Origin of the sequence: Acinetobacter sp. AG1, assembly GCF_001005525.1 — a bacterium.
Classification (GTDB): domain Bacteria; phylum Pseudomonadota; class Gammaproteobacteria; order Pseudomonadales; family Moraxellaceae; genus Acinetobacter; species Acinetobacter modestus.
Genome location: NZ_LBMZ01000117.1, coordinates 23,073 through 47,138, shown reverse-complemented (window position 1 = coordinate 47,138; position 24,066 = coordinate 23,073). Strand labels below are relative to the sequence as shown.

21 protein-coding genes, 2 tRNA genes and 1 other RNA gene are annotated in these 24,066 nt (G+C 36.7%); 8 read left to right on the top strand and 16 right to left on the bottom strand.

Going from position 1 to position 24,066, the window contains the following annotated elements; genetic code table 11:
* Positions 1-55: 55 nt before the first annotated feature.
* The 7 genes from AAV96_RS12380 to AAV96_RS12350 all read right to left on the bottom strand — a co-directional run bounded on the left by AAV96_RS12380 (position 56) and on the right by AAV96_RS12350 (position 8,385).
* Positions 56-940 carry a metal-dependent hydrolase gene (locus tag AAV96_RS12380; RefSeq protein ID WP_046739523.1) on the bottom strand — a complete coding sequence of 295 codons (885 nt, stop codon included), beginning with the start codon at positions 938-940 and terminating at the stop codon, positions 56-58.
* Between the two features lie 222 nt (positions 941-1,162).
* Positions 1,163-2,044 (bottom strand): metal-dependent hydrolase, encoded by an 882-nt coding sequence (locus AAV96_RS12375; protein ID WP_046739522.1) that lies wholly within the window; start codon positions 2,042-2,044, stop codon positions 1,163-1,165.
* Between the two features lie 202 nt (positions 2,045-2,246).
* Positions 2,247-3,437 carry an elongation factor Tu gene (gene tuf / locus AAV96_RS12370; protein WP_004659362.1) on the bottom strand — a complete coding sequence of 397 codons (1,191 nt, stop codon included), beginning with the start codon at positions 3,435-3,437 and terminating at the stop codon, positions 2,247-2,249.
* A 93-nt stretch (positions 3,438-3,530) separates the two neighbouring features.
* Positions 3,531-5,669 carry an elongation factor G gene (gene fusA, locus AAV96_RS12365; protein ID WP_004663468.1) on the bottom strand — a complete coding sequence of 713 codons (2,139 nt, stop codon included), beginning with the start codon at positions 5,667-5,669 and terminating at the stop codon, positions 3,531-3,533.
* A gap of 177 nt (positions 5,670-5,846) precedes the next feature.
* Complete coding sequence (gene rpsG, locus AAV96_RS12360) at positions 5,847-6,317, bottom strand: 30S ribosomal protein S7 (protein WP_004638185.1); 471 nt, start codon at positions 6,315-6,317, stop codon at positions 5,847-5,849.
* 173 nt (positions 6,318-6,490) lie between these two features.
* On the bottom strand, positions 6,491-6,865 hold the full coding sequence (gene rpsL, locus AAV96_RS12355; protein ID WP_004638184.1) for a 30S ribosomal protein S12: 375 nt from the start codon (positions 6,863-6,865) through the stop codon (positions 6,491-6,493).
* Between the two features lie 170 nt (positions 6,866-7,035).
* On the bottom strand, positions 7,036-8,385 hold the full coding sequence (locus tag AAV96_RS12350; protein WP_046739521.1) for an EcsC family protein: 1,350 nt from the start codon (positions 8,383-8,385) through the stop codon (positions 7,036-7,038).
* Between the two features lie 289 nt (positions 8,386-8,674).
* On the opposite strand from AAV96_RS12350, the gene AAV96_RS12345 reads away from it, so the two are divergent.
* Together AAV96_RS12345 and hemJ are read left to right on the top strand one after the other, a co-directional pair.
* Positions 8,675-9,904 carry a beta-ketoacyl synthase N-terminal-like domain-containing protein gene (locus AAV96_RS12345; RefSeq protein ID WP_046739520.1) on the top strand — a complete coding sequence of 410 codons (1,230 nt, stop codon included), beginning with the start codon at positions 8,675-8,677 and terminating at the stop codon, positions 9,902-9,904.
* A gap of 18 nt (positions 9,905-9,922) precedes the next feature.
* Positions 9,923-10,375 (top strand): protoporphyrinogen oxidase HemJ, encoded by a 453-nt coding sequence (gene hemJ / locus AAV96_RS12340; protein WP_046739519.1) that lies wholly within the window; start codon positions 9,923-9,925, stop codon positions 10,373-10,375.
* Between the two features lie 95 nt (positions 10,376-10,470).
* Here hemJ and AAV96_RS12335 read toward each other — a convergent pair whose 3' ends face one another.
* A complete protein-coding gene (locus AAV96_RS12335; RefSeq protein ID WP_046739518.1) occupies positions 10,471-11,706 on the bottom strand; it encodes a diguanylate cyclase in 1,236 nt (411 codons plus the stop codon).
* A 459-nt stretch (positions 11,707-12,165) separates the two neighbouring features.
* On the opposite strand from AAV96_RS12335, the gene AAV96_RS12330 reads away from it, so the two are divergent.
* Positions 12,166-12,684 (top strand): hypothetical protein, encoded by a 519-nt coding sequence (locus tag AAV96_RS12330; RefSeq protein WP_046739517.1) that lies wholly within the window; start codon positions 12,166-12,168, stop codon positions 12,682-12,684.
* A gap of 55 nt (positions 12,685-12,739) precedes the next feature.
* Here the strand turns inward: AAV96_RS12330 and AAV96_RS18300 are convergent, their stop codons facing one another.
* On the bottom strand, positions 12,740-12,910 hold the full coding sequence (locus AAV96_RS18300) for a hypothetical protein (protein WP_171249150.1): 171 nt from the start codon (positions 12,908-12,910) through the stop codon (positions 12,740-12,742).
* 876 nt (positions 12,911-13,786) lie between these two features.
* Here AAV96_RS18300 and AAV96_RS12325 point away from each other — a divergent pair.
* The gene (locus AAV96_RS12325) at positions 13,787-15,412 is read left to right on the top strand and encodes an NAD+ synthase (protein ID WP_004663482.1); all 1,626 of its coding nucleotides are present in this window, start codon (positions 13,787-13,789) and stop codon (positions 15,410-15,412) included.
* On the top strand, positions 15,405-16,436 hold the full coding sequence (locus tag AAV96_RS12320; RefSeq protein WP_005217857.1) for a hypothetical protein: 1,032 nt from the start codon (positions 15,405-15,407) through the stop codon (positions 16,434-16,436). The genes AAV96_RS12325 and AAV96_RS12320 overlap by 8 nt, the downstream gene beginning before the upstream one ends.
* Positions 16,437-16,654: 218 nt before the next feature.
* Here AAV96_RS12320 and AAV96_RS12315 read toward each other — a convergent pair.
* The 5 genes from AAV96_RS12315 to coaD all read right to left on the bottom strand — a co-directional run bounded on the left by AAV96_RS12315 (position 16,655) and on the right by coaD (position 18,205).
* Positions 16,655-16,731, bottom strand: a tRNA-Met gene (locus AAV96_RS12315).
* 198 nt (positions 16,732-16,929) lie between these two features.
* Positions 16,930-17,006: transfer RNA gene (locus tag AAV96_RS12310), tRNA-Met, on the bottom strand.
* Positions 17,007-17,067: 61 nt separating this feature from the next.
* Positions 17,068-17,423: RNase P RNA component class A (gene rnpB, locus AAV96_RS17805), an RNA gene on the bottom strand.
* A gap of 26 nt (positions 17,424-17,449) precedes the next feature.
* Positions 17,450-17,713 carry a YfhL family 4Fe-4S dicluster ferredoxin gene (locus AAV96_RS12305; RefSeq protein ID WP_046739516.1) on the bottom strand — a complete coding sequence of 88 codons (264 nt, stop codon included), beginning with the start codon at positions 17,711-17,713 and terminating at the stop codon, positions 17,450-17,452.
* Positions 17,714-18,205: a pantetheine-phosphate adenylyltransferase gene (gene coaD / locus AAV96_RS12300; RefSeq protein WP_046739515.1), complete on the bottom strand. Its 492-nt coding sequence runs from the start codon at positions 18,203-18,205 to the stop codon at positions 17,714-17,716.
* 315 nt (positions 18,206-18,520) lie between these two features.
* Between coaD and AAV96_RS12295 the strand changes: the two genes are divergently transcribed.
* Positions 18,521-19,735 carry a tyrosine-type recombinase/integrase gene (locus AAV96_RS12295; RefSeq protein ID WP_046739514.1) on the top strand — a complete coding sequence of 405 codons (1,215 nt, stop codon included), beginning with the start codon at positions 18,521-18,523 and terminating at the stop codon, positions 19,733-19,735.
* A gap of 328 nt (positions 19,736-20,063) precedes the next feature.
* On the opposite strand, the gene AAV96_RS12290 is transcribed toward AAV96_RS12295, so the two are convergent.
* Positions 20,064-21,110, bottom strand: a complete 1,047-nt coding sequence (locus tag AAV96_RS12290; RefSeq protein WP_264673821.1) for a nucleotide kinase domain-containing protein — start codon at positions 21,108-21,110, stop codon at positions 20,064-20,066.
* 284 nt (positions 21,111-21,394) lie between these two features.
* Between AAV96_RS12290 and AAV96_RS12285 the strand changes: the two genes are divergently transcribed.
* On the top strand, positions 21,395-22,735 hold the full coding sequence (locus AAV96_RS12285) for a hypothetical protein (RefSeq protein ID WP_046739513.1): 1,341 nt from the start codon (positions 21,395-21,397) through the stop codon (positions 22,733-22,735).
* 2 nt (positions 22,736-22,737) lie between these two features.
* Positions 22,738-23,448 (top strand): dCTP deaminase domain-containing protein, encoded by a 711-nt coding sequence (locus tag AAV96_RS12280; protein ID WP_046739512.1) that lies wholly within the window; start codon positions 22,738-22,740, stop codon positions 23,446-23,448.
* On the opposite strand, the gene AAV96_RS12275 is transcribed toward AAV96_RS12280, so the two are convergent.
* Entirely contained in the window at positions 23,440-24,063 is a 624-nt protein-coding gene (locus AAV96_RS12275) for a hypothetical protein (protein WP_046739511.1), read from the bottom strand. The two genes, AAV96_RS12280 and AAV96_RS12275, sit on opposite strands and share 9 nt — an antisense overlap.
* Between the last annotated feature and the right edge of the window lie 3 nt (positions 24,064-24,066).

The window sequence follows — 24,066 nt, the reverse complement described above, 5'->3', positions numbered from 1 at the left end:
CAATTTGATTGTAAATTTGAATAAAAAAATGGGCAATTTTAATTGCCCATTTTAGTTAACTCATATTAAAGCCTAATTCAGCGCGCCATTTATTCAATAATGCTGTTGTATCATCATCATTCGGATGGAATTTTGGTCTTAAAAATGCCAATAATGTTGGAATTTGACGTGTCATAAAACCTTTGTAGCCATACATGAACTTGAGCATATATTTGGTATCTCGCCATGTAAGTTTGCCATCAGTTCTTAAAAGAGTCGCAGTGAAATATGACTGGGTAATAAAAATTAAACCCATAGCAATCACTAAAGCTAATGAACGCATAAAATAAGCTTTAAATCCTTGCCCATACATCGCTTCATAAACGTCAAATGCCACCGCTTTATGCTCATTTTCTTCAACTGCATGCCACATCCATAAATGGTACATGGTCTCATCCATAAACATGGATTGAATATCTGGGTTAGACAATAATTCTTCAGCAATCGTTGATGTAAAATGCTCCAAGGCACAAGTACCCGTTAAGCCAATCATCTCTTTTGTAAAACCAAATGGTTTTAATAATTTAGTACTTATAGCAACTCCATACTGAATCACTTTGCCTGTTTGTGCCTCCAATTTGCGCACATCATAACCATAAGCTTGCGCAGCTGCATTAAAGGCCAAGTGTTCCTTTGAATGCATTGCCTCTTGTCCAATAAAAGCACTAATTTCTTTTTGTAATCGAGGATCAGCAAGTTTTGGATCATTTCTAACTGCACGGGTACTATTCACAAAAAATTGTTCACCCTCTGGAAACAGTGCTGAAAGTGCAGTCATAAAATGAGTTAAAGCAGCATCTCCATTTGCCCAATAACGTGGCACTTCGCCAAACTCAAAATCCATTCGGCGTACGGGAAAACTAGCGCCAGCGCGGTTTGAAATATTGACCTTAGCATTCATACCTTCTTCTCCTACCCAATGGATATATTTGATTAAAAATTATCTATGGTTTATTTATACGCTTCTTTGAACGCATTAAATAAGTGCAGATAAGGTCAGAAAAGCATCATCTTAGGACATGTCAGTATGATTTAAAAAAGTCTATTCAATGTAATATTCAAAATAAAAAAAGAGCAATTTTATTGCTCTTTTTACATAGGTTTAGCTAATGGATGTTTTAATTTAAAAACCTAATTTCGCCTTCCAATCTTTAAGTAATTGTACGGTATCTAAATCATTTGGATGAAAACGTGGTCTAAAGTAAGCCAACATTTCACCTGCCATACCCGTAATAATCCCTTTTGATGGACTATAAGCATATTTGTAAATCATGCCTAATTCTTTCAGATTTAGTTTTTTATCTTGTTGAAGCAGACGTAAAGTAAAATAAGATTGAAGAATAAAGATTAAAGCCATAGCAAATACAAGTGCTGTAGTACGTAAACTATATGCTTTCAATCCAGTTCCAAATACTGACTCATAGACATCGTAAGCCACTGCTTTATGTTCATTTTCTTCAACTGCATGCCAGAACCACATATATGACATGGTCTCATCTGTCATTAAATCTTGGATGTGTTTATTGCGTAATAATTCAGAAGCAATCGTTGCAGTAAAATGTTCTAGCGCTGTTGTCGCCGTTAGATCAACCATCTCTCTTGTCATACCAAACGGTTTGACGATTTTTGAAAAATTCTTTAGTGCAAATTGGATATAACGTCCCGTAATCTGCTCTAAAGATCTAATGTCATGACCATACTTTTGTGCAGAAGCATTAAAATTTACATGCTCTTGAGTGTGCATTGCTTCTTGACCAATAAAAGCACTGATTTCTTTTTGTAGTTCTGCATTATCTTTAATAGTTGGGTGATAACGTACAGCACGTACAGCATCAATAAATAATTTCTCGCCATCTGGGAATAATGCAGACAAACCAGTCATGAAATGAGTTAAGCCAGCCGAACCATCCATCCAATATTCTGGTACTTGATCAAAATCAAAATTCATACGACGTACTGGAAAACTTGCACCTGCACGATTTGAAATATTTACTTTAGCATTCATGCTGCTGACTCCTTTTAAATGGAAAATTTCCATTTAGTACTTTTGTTCATTTTCTTGTGTTTTATATTACGGTTTTATTGCGATGAATTAAGTGCAGTTTAGGACAGCAAGGTATCAGTTTAGGACACTATTAAAGATAGATTGTCGAACAATAGACATAAAAAAACACCCCTTTGGGGTGTTTTTTTATCACTCTAGGCGATTATGCAGTTACTTTAGCAACAACACCAGCACCTACAGTACGACCACCTTCACGGATCGCAAAACGTAGACCTGGGTCCATTGCGATCGGGTGGATTAACTCTACTGACATCTCAACGTTGTCACCAGGCATAACCATTTCTACGCCTTCTTGTAACTTGATTGCGCCAGTTACGTCAGTTGTACGGAAGTAGAACTGTGGACGGTAACCGTTAAGGAATGGAGTATGACGACCACCTTCTTCTTTAGAAAGTACATATACTTCCGCATCGAATTTAGTGTGTGGTTTGATTGTACCTGGTTTAGCAAGTACTTGACCACGTTGTACGTCTTCACGCTTAGTACCACGTAGAAGAACACCACAGTTCTCGCCCGCACGACCTTCGTCAAGAAGCTTACGGAACATTTCTACGCCAGTTACAGTCGTTACAACTGTGTCACGGATACCAACGATTTCAACTGATTCGCCAACTTTAACGATACCAGATTCAACACGACCAGTTACAACCGTACCACGACCAGAGATAGAGAATACATCTTCGATTGGCATTAAGAATGCTTTATCGATTGCACGCTCTGGTTCTGGGATGTAAGAGTCAAGCGCTTCAACAAGTGCAAGAACTGATTTCTCACCATATTCGCCATCATTGCCGTTCAATGCTTGAAGCGCTGAACCACGGATGATTGGAGTGTCATCACCTGGGAAGTCATAAGTAGAAAGAAGTTCACGAACTTCCATTTCTACTAATTCAAGTAATTCTTCATCATCAACAAGGTCGCACTTGTTTAAGAATACGATGATGTAAGGTACACCAACCTGACGTGAAAGAAGGATGTGTTCACGAGTTTGTGGCATTGGACCATCAGTCGCAGCACATACAAGGATCGCGCCGTCCATCTGAGCAGCACCAGTAATCATGTTTTTAACATAATCGGCGTGGCCCGGGCAGTCTACGTGAGCGTAGTGACGGATTGGAGAATCGTATTCTACGTGTGAAGTATTAATTGTAATACCACGTGCTTTTTCTTCAGGAGCTGAGTCGATTTGTGAGTAATCTTTCGCTTCACCGCCGTAAGTTTTTGCACAAATAGTTGCAATCGCAGCAGTTAAAGTTGTTTTACCATGGTCAACGTGACCAATTGTACCCACGTTTACGTGTGGTTTATTACGTTCAAACTTGGCTTTAGCCATGATGATCTTCCTTTATAAACTGCTCATGAGGGTCGCCCATGAGCACTTGGTTTTTTAACTAAATTTTAGTTGGGTAATATAGTAATCGAAAGATTACTCGTCGTCACCTTTTTTACCGCCAGCTTGGAACTTAGCGATGATGCCTTCAGCCACGTTACGTGGAGTTTCAGCATATTTAGCAAATTCCATAGAGTATGTCGCACGACCTTGAGACATAGAACGCATTTGAGTCGCGTAACCAAACATCTCAGCCAATGGAACTTCTGCTTTAATTGCTTTAGTTCCACCAGGAAGATCGTCCATACCTTGAACCATACCACGACGACGGTTTAAGTCACCCATGATATCGCCCATGTAGTCTTCTGGAGTTTCTACTTCAACTTTCATGATTGGTTCAAGAAGGATCGGATCAGCTTTCATGAAACCATCACGGAAAGCGTAAGAACCTGCCATTTTGAACGACAATTCGTCAGAGTCGACATCGTGGTAAGAACCGTCGAATAATGTCGCTTTGATACCCACAACAGGGTAACCAGCCAATACACCATTCTTCATACGTTCTTGAATACCTTTATCAACAGCACCAAAGAATTCTTTAGGTACTGTACCGCCGACAACTTCTTCAGCGAATTGGTATTCTTTACCAGCTTCTTCAACATCCATAGGTTCTAAACGAACATATACATGACCGAATTTACCTTTACCACCTGTTTGACGAACAAACTTACCTTCTTGTTCAACAGACTTTTTGATCGTTTCACGGTAAGCAACCATTGGTTTACCAATGTTCGCTTCAACACCGAATTCACGCTTCATACGGTCAACGATGATGTCAAGGTGAAGTTCACCCATACCAGCAATAATGGTTTGACCAGATTCTTCATCTGTACGAACGCGGAACGATGGATCTTCTTTAGCCAAACGACCTAAAGCGATAGACATTTTTTCTTGGTCAGCTTTAGTTTTTGGTTCAACAGCCAATGAAATTACTGGCTCTGGGAATTCCATACGTTCAAGTGTAATGATGTTTTTCTCATCACATAATGTATCACCCGTAGTAACGTCTTTAAGACCTACACACGCTGCGATATCACCTGCACGGATTTCATCAAGATCTTGACGTTCGTTCGCATGCATTTGCACGATACGACCAATACGTTCACGCTTAGATTTAACTGGGTTATAAACTGGATCACCTTGTTTAAGAACACCAGAATAAACACGTACGAAAGTTAAGTTACCTACGAACTTATCGTTCATGATTTTGAACGCAAGTGCAGAGAACGGTGCTTCGTCAGATGCTTCACGAGATGCTTTAGTTTCATCTTTATCGTCAAGAATACCTTCGATCGCTTTAACTTCTGTAGGCGATGGTAAGAATTCAATTACAGCATCCAACATACGTTGAACACCTTTGTTTTTGAACGCAGAACCACAAAGCATTACTTGAATTTCAGATGCTAATGTACGAGCACGAAGACCAGCGATGATTTCTTCTTTAGAAAGATCACCTTCTTCTAGGTACTTGTCCATTAATTCTTCTGAAGCTTCAGCTGCAGCTTCAACCATCTTGGTACGCCATTCTTCAGCAGTATCAACGAGGTCAGCTGGAATATCGCCGTATTCAAACTTCATACCTTGAGATGCTTCATCCCAGATAATCGCTTTCATCTCGATCAGGTCAACAACACCTGCAAACGTATCTTCTGCACCGATTGGCACAACGATAGGTACAGGATTACCACCTAAACGAGTTTTAACTTGTTCAACAGCACGGAAGAAGTTTGCACCTGTACGGTCCATCTTGTTCACGAATGCTAAACGAGGCACTTTATATTTGTTTGCTTGACGCCATACAGTTTCAGACTGAGGTTGTACACCACCTACAGCGCAGTAAACCATGCACGCACCATCAAGAACACGCATAGAACGTTCAACTTCGATCGTGAAGTCTACGTGTCCCGGTGTATCAATTACGTTGATACGGTGTTGTTGAAATTGGTTACCCATACCAGACCAGAAACAAGTTGTCGCAGCTGAGGTAATTGTAATACCACGCTCTTGTTCTTGTTCCATCCAGTCCATTGTTGCTGCACCGTCATGTACTTCACCAATCTTGTGAGATACACCTGTGTAGAACAAAATACGTTCAGTTGTAGTTGTTTTACCTGCGTCAATGTGCGCAGAGATACCGATGTTACGGTAATTACTAATTGGGGTTTGGCGAGCCATGATGTCTACATTCCTAAATGTTATATTTAAAACAGGACGCATCAATTAAATTGATGCGTACAAATATTCAAGCAGGCAACTTAAATACCCGCAAAGCCCCCACTTTGGTAGAGAGCGATGTTGAATCGAGCTGCGGTACGCATGAATATTCTCCTGATTAGGGACTGTTTTATCCGCTTAGAAACGGTAGTGAGAGAAGGCTTTGTTGGCTTCAGCCATACGATGCACGTCTTCACGTTTTTTGATCGCTGCACCTTTACCTTCAGCTGCATCAAGCAACTCACCAGCAAGACGTAAAGCCATCGTTTTTTCAGAACGCTTAGCAGCAGCATCTACTAACCAACGCATAGCCAAGGCAGTACGACGGGATGGGCGCACTTCCATAGGTACTTGGTAAGTAGCACCACCAACACGGCGTGCTTTTACTTCAACCATAGGACGAACTTTTTCAAGAGTAGTCTCGAAAAATTCAACTGGGTCAACTTTATTTTTTTCTTGAACACGTTCTAAAGCACCGTAAACGATACCTTCAGCAACAGATTTTTTACCATCTTGCATTACGTGGTTCATGAATTTAGCGATTGTTTGGCTGCTAAATTTTGGATCTGGAAGGATCTCACGAGCAGCGACTACGCGACGTCTTGGCATTTTAATACACCTAATAATATGACACTTCAGGATAATCCAGCAGTTTGTACAAGTGTCATGTACGCTACGCTGGCCTTACTATACGTCGCTTGAATTACAAATCTATGAAGAATTCAAACAAGCGAAACGCTAAAGGGTTGTGGTGTTAATGTTTTCACATTAACTTCCTAGAATTACTTCTTAGGACGTTTAGCACCGTATTTAGAACGTGACTGGTTACGATCTTTAACGCCAGCACAGTCTAAAGAACCACGAACGGTATGGTAACGTACACCTGGTAAGTCTTTAACACGACCACCACGGATAAGCACAACACTGTGCTCTTGTAAGTTATGACCTTCACCACCGATATAGCTTGATACTTCAAAACCAGAAGTTAAGCGAACACGGCAAACCTTACGCATTGCTGAGTTAGGTTTTTTAGGAGTAGTCGTATATACACGTGTACATACACCACGACGTTGTGGACAAGCCTTCAACGCAGGAACTTTTGATTTTTCAATCAAAGTTGTACGACCCTTACGGATCAACTGATTTGTTGTTGCCATTTGGCAATTCTCCCGTTATTAAACAACCTTAAAAAGAAAAACACCTCTTTTTAAGGGCACATAATTGTAAGCTAAGAAGTAAAAATGGTCAACAATGCAAGATAAAGCAACTGTTGACCATTTCTATAATTTTGTTGTTTTATTGATGTCTAAATCACACCAACAAATAATTAACTGTGTTTTGTTGATGCAGGCTCTATATCGATTGTTTTTGGTTCAGTAGATAGTTCAGCTTCATCAGAAGTGAGTAATTCATTTGATTGCTCTTTCAAAGCAGGTTGCTGTTCAGTATGTTCGTGCTTGACCACATGCTCTGATGCAAGCTGTTGAATACCCTGCTCAACGTTTTCATTCGTCTGAATTTCTTTAGCAGCATGATCTTTAGATTGCACTGAAACATTGGTAATCACATCATTTTTGCTTTCATCAACACTACTTAATGCATTTGTCGTAGTCTCTGTTGCATTTAACAATCGTGAATTTGGTTTTCTTAATAATGCTTCCGCTTTGTAATAGGCTTCTAAAGGTGAAAGATTTTCATTCGGATATTCATTCAAATAAAAACGAGCTGCCCCGAAAACAGATTGTGCCTTGTGTCCAACATCTTCGAGTAAACGCCAACTATAAAAGCCACCTAAAGCAGCACCAGCAACTGGTGTTAATTTACCAATCACAGATGCTTGAGGGATATGATTTAACCACCCCCATTTAAACTGTCCTTCCTCATCAACTAACCATTTCTTTACAAGCTCAACATCATTGCTCGATCCAAGCAACTGCTGAAACTGTTGTAAGTCATGGGTTTCTAACATCGACTTCAAAGCTTTTAATGCAATCAATAATGTTTGTTTTTCAGCAATAATACCCAAATCAATTTCTTTAAAAATAAAGGCAACCACTTCTTGATCTGCCTCATCGGCTAAATCAAATCCATGTGAGCGACCCGTTTGATAAATTGTTCTTAGTGCTAGAACAATAGAGGCAGGAATATCAACAGCTGCACCCCAAACTCCTGTAGCACCCGTGATAACGCCTTGTGCAGCGGCTAATAATTTATTTTGTTCGATTAATGCCTGACTTAAACGTTGAGAACGCCCAGTATCTTGAGTGAGTTCGGTAATATCCTTTACACCTGCTTCTTCCAGAATCTTTTCTGTAAGTGAAGTATTGGAACTAAATTCATTCAACCACTGAAATAAATAATCAGAAACTTTTTCGCCCATGTCAGGTGAAATGAAAGATGCAACATTATTTACTTTTGTATAATGGCGACCCAAAAGTTGATGGGACAATTTAGGTAACTGTTGACGTAACATATGTTGTGGGCTTTCGTATTGCTCAATCTCAAATGGGCTTTTAAAACGCGCCTTCCCTTCGATCACATTAGATGAATCTGTAGATCCAGTTGCTAATGTTTTAGGAGCAGTTTGAAGTTTTTGTATTTCTGAACTGAGCTTTTTAGCCACTCCAAAGGCTTGGGTAAATAAACCTGAAGATTGCTTGTTTTTAGATTTTGTCATCAAGTACCTCTGTTCTATAATCTGTGCATCTCTAGGTAAATACTAGGTTGAATGTAAATTTATCTCAACTTTTATCTGTGTTCTTTCATTACCTTTTGTCTCAACTACATTTATATTTACGAATATTTACACAACTAGAAATAGGCATAAAATTTGCCATAAGAAATAAAAAACCTTTCTGCTATGATGGTGTCATTCACTCATAAGCCATTTAAATCGTTATTTTCTCCTGATTTGTACTTATAGCGATATGCACAAGGCTTCGTATTACCATAAAAGGGATCTGTAAATGAAACGTGTTGTAATCACTGGTATGGGCATTAACTCATGTATCGGTAACTCTTTAGAAGATGTCACTCATTCTTTAAAAAATGGAATCTCAGGAACACGTTTTAATCCAACTTATGCCGAATTAAATTTTAAAAGTCATGTCAGCGCTTCTGCTGAACAGGATTTTGATGGTATTGATCGTAAAATCAAGCGTTTTATGGGTGTATGTGCAATGTATGCCTATAACGCAGCGATTGCAGCGGTAGAACATGCGGGTCTAAAACAAGAAGATCTAGCAAATAACCCTCGTTATGGTATTGCAGGTGGTAGCGGCGGTAACTCAACTGCATCTGTTGCAGAGATGGTTAAGCTATTAGAAGAAAAAGGCGCACGTAAAATTGGCCCTTTCTTTGTTCCTCGTAATATGAGTAATACCATTACTGCAAATGTGGGTGTTGCACTAAAACTACAAGGTATTGCTCATTCAATTACCAGTGCCTGTGCAACTTCCGCTGATGCAATTGGTTATGCTTACAACTTAATTCAATTAGGTAAGCAAGATCTGATGCTTGCTGGTGGCGGTGAAGAAGATCACTGGTCGCAAAGCTTACTTTTTGATGCAATGGGTGCATTGTGTTCTAAATATAATGATACTCCCGAATCTGCATCTCGCCCTTACTCAGCGGATCGTGATGGTTTTGTCATCGCTGGCGGCGGTGGTTTTGTTATTCTTGAATCACTTGAACATGCGCAAGCTCGTGGTGCAAATATCTTAGCTGAAGTTGTTGCTTATGCAGCGAACAGCGACGGTGCAGATATGGTTGCACCAAGTGGTGAAGGTGCGACACGTTGTATCATCATGGCATTAGATGAAGCAAAACAGCATGGTGTAGAACAAATCGATTATGTCAACACACATGGTACATCAACACCAGCAGGTGACGTGACTGAGCTTAAAGCAATGGAGCGCGCATTTGGTGAAGGACAAGTTCCACCGCTTAGTTCAACTAAATCAATGACGGGTCACAGTTTAGGTGCTGCGGGTGTTCAAGAAGCGATTTATTCTGTATTGATGATGCAAAATGACTTTATTGCGCCAAACATCAACGTGACCGAGCTTGATGAAGGCGCACAAGGTTTCGATATTGTACTTGAAAAACGTGATGCAAAACTGAATACTGTGATGAGTAACAGTTTTGGCTTTGGCGGTGTAAACGCCTGCCTTATTTTCAAGAAGTGGGATGCATAATCCCACCTAGGATTATCGATGGATGCACCTTCTGATGCTTTCTTGTGGGTAAAAGCATTACATATTATTGCCGTGGTTTGCTGGTTCGCTGCATTGTTCTACTTACCCCGGCTTTATGTCTACCATGCTATGAGTGAAGATGCCCTTAGCCATCAACGCTTTGAGGTGATGGAACGTAAGTTGTATCGAGGAATTATGTGGCCGTCTATGATTGCCACACTCATTACAGCCCACTTTCTTGTTGATTGGGGTGATGCAACCAGACACTACCATGAAGCTTTATGGTTCTATCTTAAAGTCGGTCTGGTGGGCTTATTGGTCATATACCACTTTGTTTGCGGTTATTATCGCAAAAAATTGATTGGTAATGCCCATTACAAGTCACACAAGTTTTGGCGTTTTTTTAATGAAATGCCGACTCTCATCCTATTTGCAGTCGTCATCCTTGTTGTTGTGAAACCCCAGTTCTAATTGGGGTTTTTGCTTTTTAATGAGTAATCAAACTTTATAAAATTAGAATCAATTTAAGATTATGTATTAGATTTAAAACTATGCTTTTTTTAAAATTACCACCTCACTTGATGTCGCCCCTTAAATTTTGCTTGATATAGAGCAGAATCTGCTGCTTTGATTAAATCTTCTGCCTGCATCGATTTCAAAGGAATACAACTGGCAACACCTATACTGACTGAAATATTTTTTGCAACTAAAGAACCTTGATGCGGTATTGCTGCCTTATCAACTATTTTTAATATTTTTTCAGCAATATGGATTGCCCCATGTAATCCTGTACTCGGCAGTAAAACTATAAACTCTTCTCCACCATAACGAGCGACTAAATCAGCAGGACGAACCACGGCGGAACATAATGCCAAACTTACTTTTTTGATACACTCGTCTCCAGCCAAATGCCCATAGGTATCGTTATAGAACTTAAAATAATCAATATCGATAAAAATGACAGATAAGCTTGTTTTTTCTCGTAGGCTACGCATCCATTCTTGTAGAAAAATTTGATCAAAATAACGTCGATTCACTAACCCAGATAAACCATCAATTTGAGCAAGTAATGAAAGTTCATTATTCAGTTCCTCCTGTGCCCCAACCTGCTGTAAAAGTACAACTTGATGCAAAAACAATAATTTGTCCTGTCTTTCCATCAATAGAGAAATCGTTCCGCAAACAATTACTGTTGGGAAAAAATAAAGGAAAACATAAAGATCATAAGAATTTAAGGTTTTATATGCTGTCAACAAAGCAAGAAAGCCACCCATGACACAAGAAAACATAGATACCATTGCTGTTAAGCGCAAAGCCAGTATATCAATTACAACGATCATGATGGTTGCACCCATATGATATTGTATAAGTTGCATATTTTTAAGTGATAAAGCGATATACAACTTATCCCACAGCACAAGAATAATTAACAATCCCAACCAAATCTGAAAACTTGATGCCAGTTTAGGAATATGTGCAAACACGACACCCGCAAATAAAATAATTGCACAAAGAAAAAAGTGATTGTCCCAAATTATATGGTCGTGACCCTGTAAATTTCGACTGTAAAAAACGTGTGCAATCGTCATTTCTCCAATCAGCATACATAACAGTAGTGGCCAGCCAAATTTTGCAATAGTTGTAAATTGTTTTTGTCGTTCAACTAAAAAGAAAGCGCGTAATTCTTTAGGTAAAAAAATTAAAAACGGAGATCTACTCAAAACTAATTGTGCATCTGTCAAAGTTTGTTGCTTTAACGCGGTATGAATGGAACTCTGATCCTTCCGAGCTAAAATACTCATGTTAATATCCTGATTTTATTAGAATCATTCCGATTCAGCATAGGTATCTTAAAAACTTAATATTGACTTATCTCTCCATCACAACCGATCACAGTTTGGTTTTGAAGCCCCTAACGTAAAAATAGACACTCAATTATTTTTATCGAAATATTAAGCATTTTTACAAATAAGTGTTAATTATTAGGCATTTTTAACAATCTTTCAATCAATAGTCGAATTTTCAATAACAATTACAACTATTCAAGACCATGTTTTTTAAGAAAAAATAGATGATTAAATTACTATTAATATGATTATAAAGAGAAAAATGTAATAAATTTCATCTTAAATTTTAATGAACTAAAATCAATAAATTGAATCACATCACAACAATTAAAAACTAAGCGCAATCAAAAATTGGTTTTCTAATTAAACTATTTGCTATGGTATTAAACAAATCATGAATTGAATTTGAATCAGATGAAATTATTCGAATCATTCCACGCTATTCCCTCTGTACTCATATCTTTTCTGATTGTTTTTCTTAACATGAATGAATTTAAATGGCGTGGCTTAACTGATGGTGAAGTTACACTCGCACAATCTGTATTCGGTGATCTGATTAATTATCATGTAGTAAAAATCTTTAATATTCCGTATTTACCGTGGCAACCATTGAATATTTTTATCGCGCCAAACGGCAATCTATTTGTACATAAACAACATTTTTATCAGGATTATTCAAAATGTTCATTAGATATTCAGGCAATTTTTATTCATGAACTCGCCCACATCTTGCAATTTCAGCAAAAAACCAATGTCATCTTAAAAGGAATGTTGTTACAGACAGGCTACTATCTTAGTTTTAAAAAGTATAATCCTTATCATTATCGCTTTATTCAAACCAAGGCTTTCACCAGTTACAACATTGAACAACAAGGTGATATTGCACGAGATATTTTTTTAAAGAAAATTCCAAATATTATTCTGAACCAATAAAAAAGCCCTGTGAAATAAATGACAGGGCTTTTAAGTTAGAAATTCGCAATCTGCTTTATGCAACAGAACCTTTGCGCATTTTAGATTTAAGTTCATGGCGAGTGTCCATATTCGTCGTAAAATCCGTATCTTTGCGTATATCATCCATGATAATTGTACCAATACGCCCCACAATAATTGCCAATCCAAAAGCAATTACTGGAAATAAAATTGTTGAAATCATCATCACTCTAACCTCTTGAATATAAGAAATTCTTAACTGACTGATTAAATCTAAAGTTTATTTGTCTTGCTCTTGAAACATCACAGTACCAATGCGACCGACAACGACAGCTAAACCAAATGCAACTACAGGAAATAATAAAACTGACATATTCGTTACCTCTTCAATTATCAATAAATGTTTATTTACAATTAGGCTTGTTTGTCTTGCTCTTGGAACATTACGGTACCAATACGACCCACAACGACAGCCAAACCAAATGCAACTACAGAAAATAATAAAACTGACATATTCGTTACCTCTTTTTGTATGTTACTCACATACTTGATTTAAATTACAGTGTACATATGTTCACATTAATTAGGATAATAGCAGTGCACAAATGTACACTCAAGCAATAAATAGATTTACCCGACGAATGGTATAAAAAACAATCACAAAAACATAAGACATTGAATTTATTTATTTTTAAAATAACAAACCACTCAATAAATTAATCTTTTTTGCGAATTTTATCGGTGATTGAATAAGTCTAGCGTATAAAAAAATCTGTATTTGCTGTAATTAATCTGTCACCAGAGTATGAAAAGATGAAATGAAAAATTATACAAAAGCACTAAATTTTGAAATTTTTGCCCAATAGATTGATATGAATAACTTCAAATACACAGATTGATCAATAGATCTTCGTATTTTATACAGAAAAACTTGTTATTTTTACGCAGAAAAATGTGCATTTAGTATATATTAGTGAACTTGTCATTTTTCTTTAAGATGCAGAATGTTTAGCACCATGATATACAAACGTTTTTAAAACTATACTTATATAAATCAAAATCTTGTATATCAGCACTTGTTAAGACTTAGGATTAGGTTTGAATGAAAAATTTTAAAATTGCCCTTGCTCAATTTTCTCCGCATATTGGCAATATTGACGCAAATACTCAAAAGATGGTTGAGCAAGCAAATTTAGCGAAACAACAACAGGCTGATCTGATCATCTTCCCTGAACTTTCTACGCTAGGTTACCCAGCTGAAGACTTATTACTTCGCCCAAATTTACAAAAACGCACTCAAAAAGCGTTCGCTCAATTAAGCGAAGTAAAAGATATCGTCATGGTATTCGGTTTCGTACATCAAACTGAAGATGGTCACCGTTACAACTCAGCCGCAGTGATTAAAGATGGGCAAGTTTTAGGAATATACAACAAACAGAACTTACCAAATTATGGCGTATTTGACGAAAAACGTTATTTCCAAGATGGCCATCAACATCTCGTTTTTGAGTATTTAGGTCATAAGTTTGGTGTGCTGATTTGTGAAGATGTTTGGTCACTGAATACCGTCAAACAACTTAGCCAACTGAATGTTGAAACTGTGCTTGTCTTAAATGCTTCTCCGTATGAAGTTGGCAAACCGCAGCATCGCATCCAAACATTAAATGAACTCGCAAAACAACTGAATCTGAATATTGTTTATGTCAATCAAGTTGGTGGACAGGACGATCTTATTTTTGATGGGTCAAGTTTTGTTAGTAACAAAAATGGCGAACTTGCATTACAAGCACCAAGTTTTCAAGAATCTGTTTATGTGACTGAATATGATGCAGAGCAAAAACAGTTTAAAACTGCTAATGCCATCCCAACTTTAGATACTTTTGCCGAAATCTATCAAGCATTGGTCATGGCAACACGTGACTACGTGCAACGCTCAGGATTCCCAGGTGTGATCTTGGGCTTATCAGGTGGAATCGATTCAGCCTTGACACTTGCTATTGCTGTTGATGCGATTGGTGCTGATAAAGTACAAGCCGTGATGATGCCTTATACTTACACCTCTCAAATGAGTGTAGAAGATGCAACAGAACAAGCACGTCGTATGGGTGTAACTTTTGGTATTGCAGAGATTCACCCAATCGTAAATAGCTTCATGCAGACCTTATTCCCGTTCTTTGGCAACACACCAGCGGATGCAACGGAAGAAAACTTACAAGCGCGTACCCGTGGTACGCTGCTCATGGGTTTATCAAATAAGTTTGGCAACCTTGTACTTTCAACAGGTAACAAGTCTGAAATTTCAGTCGGTTATTGCACATTGTATGGTGATATGGTCGGTGGCTTTTCTGTATTAAAAGATGTCTATAAAACCATCGTCTTTGAATTAGCAAAATACCGTAATACATTAAGTGAAACACCTGTGATCCCTGAGCGTGTCATTACTCGCCCACCTTCAGCAGAGCTGCGTCCTGATCAAACAGACCAAGATTCTTTACCTGCTTATGATGTACTTGATGCAATTCTGTACGCTTATATCGAAGAAGATCTTAGCCAAGCAGATATTATTGCAAAAGGCTACGAAGCTGAAGTGGTTGAAAAAGTAATACGCTTAGTTGATCGTAATGAATACAAGCGTCGTCAAGGTGCAATTGGCCCACGTATTAGTTCACGTGCTTTCAGTCGCGAACGACGCTACCCTATCGTCAATGGATGGACCGCGAATGACTGAAAAAATTGTTTCTGAAAAGTCACAATTACTTGCTCAAGCACTTATGCTTGAGCAAGTGGCATTTTATAAAAATCAGCTTACTACACAGCTTTCTCCTGAGTTCTTTCAGCAGTTTATTCAGTTGTTTCTACAACATGCGCCAAATATCAAACTGAAAGAAGTGATAGAGCTTGAACAAATCCAAGCAGTTGTTAAGCGTTATGCCTTTGAAATGCAGCTTGGTGCTGGACTATTGGAGTTTATTGGTGAAATTGCTCAACGCTTGCATGTTTTTTCTTTGCAGTCTTCAGCACATTTAGAAGATGTTTTTTCGGATCACCAATTTGAAATGTGGTTATCTAAATTTCTCGAATTAGAAAATATTCGACATTATTTAAACCACTTCTTGAAAGAAAGTCCTTCAATTCAGCAATTATGCCAATATATTGCAACCACAACTTTACAAAATAAATTACCAAAATTATTTTCACAATCTGACGAAGAACAAATTTCTGAAAGCAAATATCAGTGGCAGCAGAAACTAAAGACTTTTTCACATCGTCAACAACAACGCATTGAACAGAAAATCGAAGAAAGTATTGCTCGCTTTATCCAAGAACAACTTGCCGATTTAAGCTTACTTTCAAATGATGACTTAGAAAGTCTGGCGCGTAATATTTGGGAAGATAATAAAGCTAAACCTTTATCTGAATACACCAAACAAGTCACACCTCTGGATGTTGAAGAATTCTTTGTAATGATTTATGAATACTGGAAAGAGCTACGCCAGTCTTCCTATATTCAAGATCTTATTCTATACGGCGTAAAAGTCTTTTATGATTTTTATGAAGACGAAAGTTTAGAGGATGTATTTGCTGCTATCGGAATTGAAGAATCAGATCTTCAAAATGAAGCTGTACGTTTTTATCCTAAAGTCGTTGTAGCCTTAGATGAACATGGTGTATTAGAACCTATTATCACCATGATCGTAAAACCTTTTTATGAAAGTCATCAAACTCTAGCGACGATTGAAAAGCATTTATAATTTTTATTTTTCTGCTGAGATATATTGAGACTAAATCAATATATCTCTTTAATTTTCTAATTCAATCACATTAAAAACTAATCAATTAAAGCCATCAGAAAACCTGATGGCTATTCTTTTTACCTTAAATCTATAAATAATATTTAGTTGATACCTGATAAGTTGGGTAGCTAATAAAAGCACATAAAAAAAACCACGCAGGAGCGTGGTCTATAAAATGGTGGCTATGACGAGACTTGAACTTGTGACCCCCGCATTATGAGTGCGGTGCTCTAACCAACTGAGCTACATAGCCGTAAACTGTGTGCGCATTATCTAGTGTTCTATACAACAGGTCAAGTGTATGACATTGAAAACATGAAACATATGAACAGTTTTTGTGCTTTTAATTTTTATTTGATTACTTTTCAACAAATCTTCTCTCAAACAGAAAAAAATTAATTAAAAAAAAGTTCAAATAAAAAAAGACCACGCAGGAGCGTGGTCTATAAAATGGTGGCTATGACGAGACTTGAACTTGTGACCCCCGCATTATGAGTGCGGTGCTCTAACCAACTGAGCTACATAGCCGAAAACTGTGGGCGCATTATCTTAACTTTCAATACACACGTCAAGCACAATTTCAAAAAATTTGAGAAGTGGGCCTATAAGCCGGGTTCTGTCGAGGACGATCATTCCTCTAGGCGTACAATCACTCATACGCTCAAGCGACCTACCCGAATCCAGCACGGGCCGTGCCTCAGGATTCCTATTTGGTCTTGCTTCTGGTGGGGTTTACCTTGCCGTGAACTGTTACCAGACACGCGGTGCGCTCTTACCGCACCCTTTCACCCTTACCTCACGAATGAGGCGGTCTACTCTCTGCTGCACTTGCCGTCGACTTTCGCCGCCCAGGCGTTACCTGGCACCTTGCCCTATGAAGCCCGGACTTTCCTCCCCTGTTTCAGTCACGGAGACCTCCACAGCAGCGACCGTCCAGCCCACTTCGTGGCGCATATTATCAAAGTTAGAAATTAATTGCTCGCATTTTTTTCTGCAGTTAATTTTTTATATTTTGCCATCAACTCATCTTGTGACTCGACATGCTGAGGATCAAGCGGAATACAATCAACTGGACAAAATAACTGACACTGTGGCTGATCATGATGCCCAATGCACTCTGTACAAAGTGCAGGGTTAATTTCATAAATCAATTCCCCCATATAAATGGCTTCATTGGGGCACACTGGCTCACAAACATCACAGTTAATGCATTCATCAGTAATATAAAGAGACATCTACCAACCTTGCTGATGTTTACGTTCAAATGCCTCAACAACAACAGCGGGCACAAACTTATTCACATCACCTTTCAATCGAGCAATTTCTCTTACCAATGTTGATGAAATAAATGAATATTGCTCTGATGGGGTTAAAAATACTGACTCGAAATGAGGATCAAGTTGGCGGTTCATATTTGCCAACTGAAATTCATATTCAAAATCTGAAATTGCTCTTAAACCACGCAGTACCGCTGTTGCACGTTGTTCATGAAAGAAATTGACCAATAAACCATCAAAACCAACAAACTCTACATTGGACAAATGGCTTAATGAAGCTTTTGCTAATTCTACACGCTCTTCTAAACTAAACACTGGATTTTTATGATGACCTATTGCAATTGCAACAACCACTTCATCAAACATTTTTGATGCTCTTGCAACCAAATCAACGTGCCCGTTGGTAATTGGATCGAAAGTCCCCGGATAAATCACACGTGTTTTAGACATGCGTTGTACTCTAGTTAATGAGATAAGGTACATATTTTAACAAATTTAGCTCTAAACGCGAAATTGCTAAACGATGGAAAAAGATTGCATTTTACGGCACAATATATGTAATTGTGGAAGTTTGAATTATGGCGCAAGCAACAGTAGTAAAAAATAATAATGGTTAATGATTTTTATAATTCCTTACAGTTCTTTTAAAAATCATAAGTAATTGAAATAAAATAAATACTATTCTTATTAGTTCTTTTTAGTGTCTTTTAATTCCTTATAAAAACGGGTAATAATACGGGTAACATTTCATTCAAAATACTTTCAATGGCTACTACAAAACTTTCTGATGTCAAAATTAAGAGTCTGAAACCCAAAGAGAAATTATATAGACTACTAGACTCTGATCGACTATATATAGAGATTAGACCGACTGGAACTAAGGTATGGCGATTTAAATTTGTTTTTCAGGGCAAAGAATCATCAATGAGCTTGGGGGAATACCCTGCTATTAGTTTAGCCGAGGCTCGTTCTTTAAAAGAACAAATGAGAGCAAAGCTAGCAAAAGGCATACACCCTGTTGAAGATCGAAAAAATATCAAAGCCCAAGCATTAGTCGAAATAACCAATACTTTTGATTCAATTGCTACTGAATTTAAACTGAAACGAATGTGTTCAAAGTCTGAAACATATCAAGAGAAGTTTGATATTGCTTTAGAAAAAGATATTTCACCTGTGATTGGGAAGAAGAATGTAAACGATGTAACAGCAGCAGATGTGCTTAAAATACTTGATAACACTGTAGATCGTGTTGTAAAAGAATCAAATGGAAGATTTACTGGTGCTTCTGCGGCACTTGAGAACAGAAGATTCGTGGGTGGTGTTATTCGATATGCTATAGCAACGCTTCGTGCTGAGAATGACCCTACTTATGCAGTACGTGATGTAATTAAACGTCCTCGTGTCAATCATGCAAGAGCATTAACGAAAGAAGAGCGATATAAAGCAAGAACAAGCCTACCTAAATACAATGGCACACAAACTGTGAAAAATGCAGGCTTTATTCTCCTTTACACAATGTTGCGCGCTGTAGAAATCAGGAAGATGGAATGGTCATGGGTAGACTTTGAATCAAGATTAATTACATTTCCAATTGAAGTGATGAAGAAAGCTAGAATCCACGTACTACCAATTTCAGATCAAGCATATAAAATTTTACGACAGCAGCATGAAATATCAGGTGATGGTATTCTTGTGTTCCCTGCTATTTTTAGCAAAAAGAGCAGTGGGATGCTTTCACCATCAACTTTAAATAGCATGTTGGAGTATATCGGTCTTAATGATGTAACTACTCATGATTTTAGAGCCACAGCATCAACCTTACTATATGAAAAGGATTATGAGGAAGCATGGATTGAGAAACAATTAGCGCATGCCGAATCCAATAAAACTAAAGCGTCTTATAATCATTCTAAACATCTAAAACAAAGACGGAAAATGATGCAAGACTGGGCTGACATTGTTGACAGTTGGAGAGACTGAGCCTATAAATAAAACTGGTAATGAGGGCATTTCCTAATGAAATTACATCTCTCAGAATGATCATGCTAGCTTGCATTATGAAAGGACTAGCAAACATTGATCCTACCAAACGTCCAAAAATCAATCATGCTAGACTATTCACTATGCAAGAGATACGAGTGCTTAAAGAAAAAATCCATCTTTAAAGGATTGGACGTATACTCAAAAATAAAACAATAAAATCAAATTTTTACATTCAGAGAAAAAACATAAGGTGTAAATTTGGAGTAATTTTCACCGCTAAAATAAAAAATTAAACTACGTGCTTTTAATCTATAATAATTGGTCATTATAAAGTAATCAAAGTCTGATCAATTTTCTCATTGATATTCCACTTAGGCGGAAACCATGGAGCATCTATATTACCTCTACAACTATACTTCTGTTTAATACGCGTCCTACCAGATATTCCTAAAATTTCTGGATGAACTATTCTTGAATATTTATCAACTTCACAAAATAAGTTCTGACAATCAATAAGCTGTAAAGGTCGCCCCCATAAAGATTTAAAATCAAGCCCTAACCTATCAAACTCGTGCTCTTGATGGTTTGCCATAAATCTAATTAAATCTTGCTCATTAATATTGGACTTAACACTGAAACATTTTCTTAGACCATCCCGGGCACCAGGACCAGGTATAACAAACTCCATTTCTGAAAAGTCTGTAAGCTCACTATAATTTATATCAGTCACAAATTGATACGCTAGGAAGTCCCCTAAAGTTGGATAACTTTTAATAAGTTCGAATGCATCCTTCATTTTATTAATTTTGGCTAACTTTCCAGCCAATTTGTCATCCATCATTTTTTGTAATAATTGCAGGTGATTTTGATGTTTTTTAGCAAAACCAAAAGCGTTACCACCTGGCGGCATAATATATGCTGCAGAATATATTCTAGCTTTATTTTCCATAGCAGTCTGTAGAATATGATCATACGCTTGAAAGCTAAAATCCTTATAAGTTATCGCCCCAAAACTTTTTTCTAAAAGTTCCCAAGTTTCTATTTTGTTAAAAAGTTTAAAGAGCATAATTCTAAAAAAAACTTCTTCTGCAGAATTAAGTAGATCATCTCGATAAATTACGTTTTTTATTAAATATTGACTCACACGATCTGCAGCACGATAAGCATTTGTGAATTTATGAACTTTCAGCACAGAATCATCAGTCCATGGCATGCTTTGTTTATTTAATCTACTAAAGTAAATATCCTGCCTTTTACAAGCAAAATTCCAATAAGTCTCATAAACAGGAGAAATATCCATTTTTTTCAAAAAATTAGGATAGATCGCTTCCTCTTTTAAAGAAGGGTTACTTTGCTGCGTTTTATGAATCACAACTTACGGCTCAATTCAAATTAGGGTTAAAATCACATACTCGCAGGCGATTTTACCCTCATGGGAATATGTAATTTACAAACTTCTTATTGTACCGCAGTTTTTGAAATAAAATAATGCCTACTGATATCCTCTCCAGAAAATAGCAACATATGTCAGAAAAAAGCGATTTTTCTAAAAATATATTTAAAATCAATAACTTTAATATGTGTGGTTATTTTTACTTTCTAAATCGTATAAAATTCTCACTTACAAAACCTATCATGAAATGGATATAGCCACAAATGAGTCTTGAGGAATCTTTTTATTTTTTTATAAATTACATCGTTATATCCCCCTTACTATGCTATCTAGCTTTTGGGATACAGCTTCTTTTTAAGCGCTACTATACGAATATTTCGTCAAATCAACTTTTAGAACAGGAAAAGTTATTAAAAGAATTTAAAACAAAATTCTCCAAATCCAATCTCAACCAGAATCTTCAAGGAAGAGAATTATATGCACAAAATATAGCTAAACTTCCAAACATTAGTGGAAGGTTTGTTGCTTACTGTCTTAAACGTGAGATTCACAACATAAATTATGTAATGTATCTTTTTAACTATACAGAAAACCTAGTAAAAGTACCTGATATCGAAGGCAATAATTATTTGCAAATTTTAGAAAAAAAGAAGAACATTCTTAAAAAAGGAGTTTTATTTCCTTTCATTCTTAGCTTAGCCTCTGTCTCTATAGTATTTTTCTACCCAGCATCATCAAACATTTACATTCTCATTATTTACTTAGCTTTCTTTCTCTTTTCTACTTGGTTCCTTCTAAGTTCCTTTCCATATCTTTGCGTATATCTTCTACAAAAAAATACTGAGTGCATTTTTTGCGAAAAACATGCTGTTCTTGTTAAGAACTCAAGTAATCTAACGCAAAATGTAAAGAGTCCTAAAAATTTATGCTATCTTATAGAGTGTGCTAAGAGTAGGTTTGGTTTTTTGCATATGTCAGCTCAAAAAATTCTCAAAGAACTTGAAATAAAACAAATGTCTCATGACGACCGATATCATAAAGATGTTTGGGTTTTAAGTACGCAAAACAAAGCAAAACATATGGCTGCCCATATTGGAAAATATAGTGGTCAAATACTTGACGTTATACGTAATCCAGAAATAGATAATGTGAAAATTCAAAAGTATGTAATCGACTCTTTAATTATCAACTTCTCATATGCAAATATTTTCGTACATCGACTAAGTAAACATTTAGCTCCAGAGTATCTTCAGCTATCAAGTCTTAAAGAACTCAGAAATGCTATAGGTCAAGATTATTTAAACAGAAAGTCATATACAAAAGAAGGCGCAAGCTACGGCCTAGATTTAGCCATGGATCTATGCATTCTTGCTAGCAAAATATTAAAAACAGTTGAATCATTAGATCACGTAGAAAAACATGAATTTAGGCAAAATTTCAATAAATATGTACTTGACATATTTGAAATTCTTATAACTTTTTGTTTCATTTATGATATTGAAGGCATTGAACAGCTTATTGCAGACAGAATGTACGAAGTTGAGGATAGACACGAATATTTTGAAGAATATGGAAATTATAAAGATGGTTATAAGGTTGTTTAGAAATGTTCTGGAGTGGTAACAAACTACATAGTAAAAAGAAATCTTTAGTTCCATCCCATCCTGATACAGCAATAGACTGCGCTTCTTTAGTATTAACTATTGGGACTGAGGTTTATATTACTCCTAATTCTGAAAATGATATTAAAGTAAAAAAAACTCTTACAGTCGAAGAGCCACAGTTTATAATTCCTAAGGGACAATTTGCTCTTCTGATCACAGAAGAAGAAGTACATGTTCCCTATCAGAATATAGCTTTTATATCATTTAAAGCAAAATACAAATATAAAGGTTTAATTAATGTCTCAGGCTTCCATGTCGATCCTGGTTGGAAGGGAAAACTGACTTTTTCAGTTTATAATGCAGGCCCGAGCGATGTTGTTCTTGAAAAGGGAAATCCTTTTGCCTTAATTTGGTATGCAGACTTAGACCAAGAAGGTATATTCAATGGAGACTATGCAAATAATCAGTATGTAAAAAAAGATAAACCGATAACTAGTATTTCTAGTGACAAAGTTACAGATATGACTGGTGACATATTCTCACCTTTTAAACTAAAGAAAGATATTGAAGAACTTAAAGAAAAATATAATAAGGAAATAATTGAAATTAAAAAAGAAGTGAATGCTATCGAAGGGAAACTACTAGTCCGGACAGGACTATTAATTTTTACTTTTATCTCATTACTTATAGTAATTATCCGACTCTTAAAATGAGAGTAATAGCTGAAGATTTCTTTCTTGATGTAGCTTTGTCCAAGCAAAAGGGGATCCATTTAGGCCCAATGGAAATTTATTAATAAAATTATTCAAGAAATAATCATGCAAGCTATTATCAACATACTTACAACTTGGACCTTTTTTTACAATACCCAAAAGCTCTGGTGGTATTGAAACTGCATTACCACCGAAATAGTAGAAATGTGAACTAATTAAAACATTATCAGTTTTAGTATCAGTAGCTATATTTTTATAATTAAAACTACCATCCTCTTCCGAATGGTGCGATGGTAGTTGAAGCCACTCTATACCCTCCTTATGGTAGATGTTATCCCCATACTGAGATTTCCTGCTCTGATTTAAAATAGGTCTTTTATTCATAAACCTTTCATCATACCAGTACTCATTGAAAGTTAATTTTTCTGTAACTTTCATTGCAAATACCAACTTATTTAAACTTCCAGTTGAAATAGAGCTTGTCCCAACAATCCAATCCCCCACCGAAGCACTTTTTCTGATATCAGGCTTACATGTAGCTAAAGTACAATATTCAAAAAAAGGATTGGGGGCAAAACCATAGTCACGTCTAACGACATACGAAATAATTTTCATAAA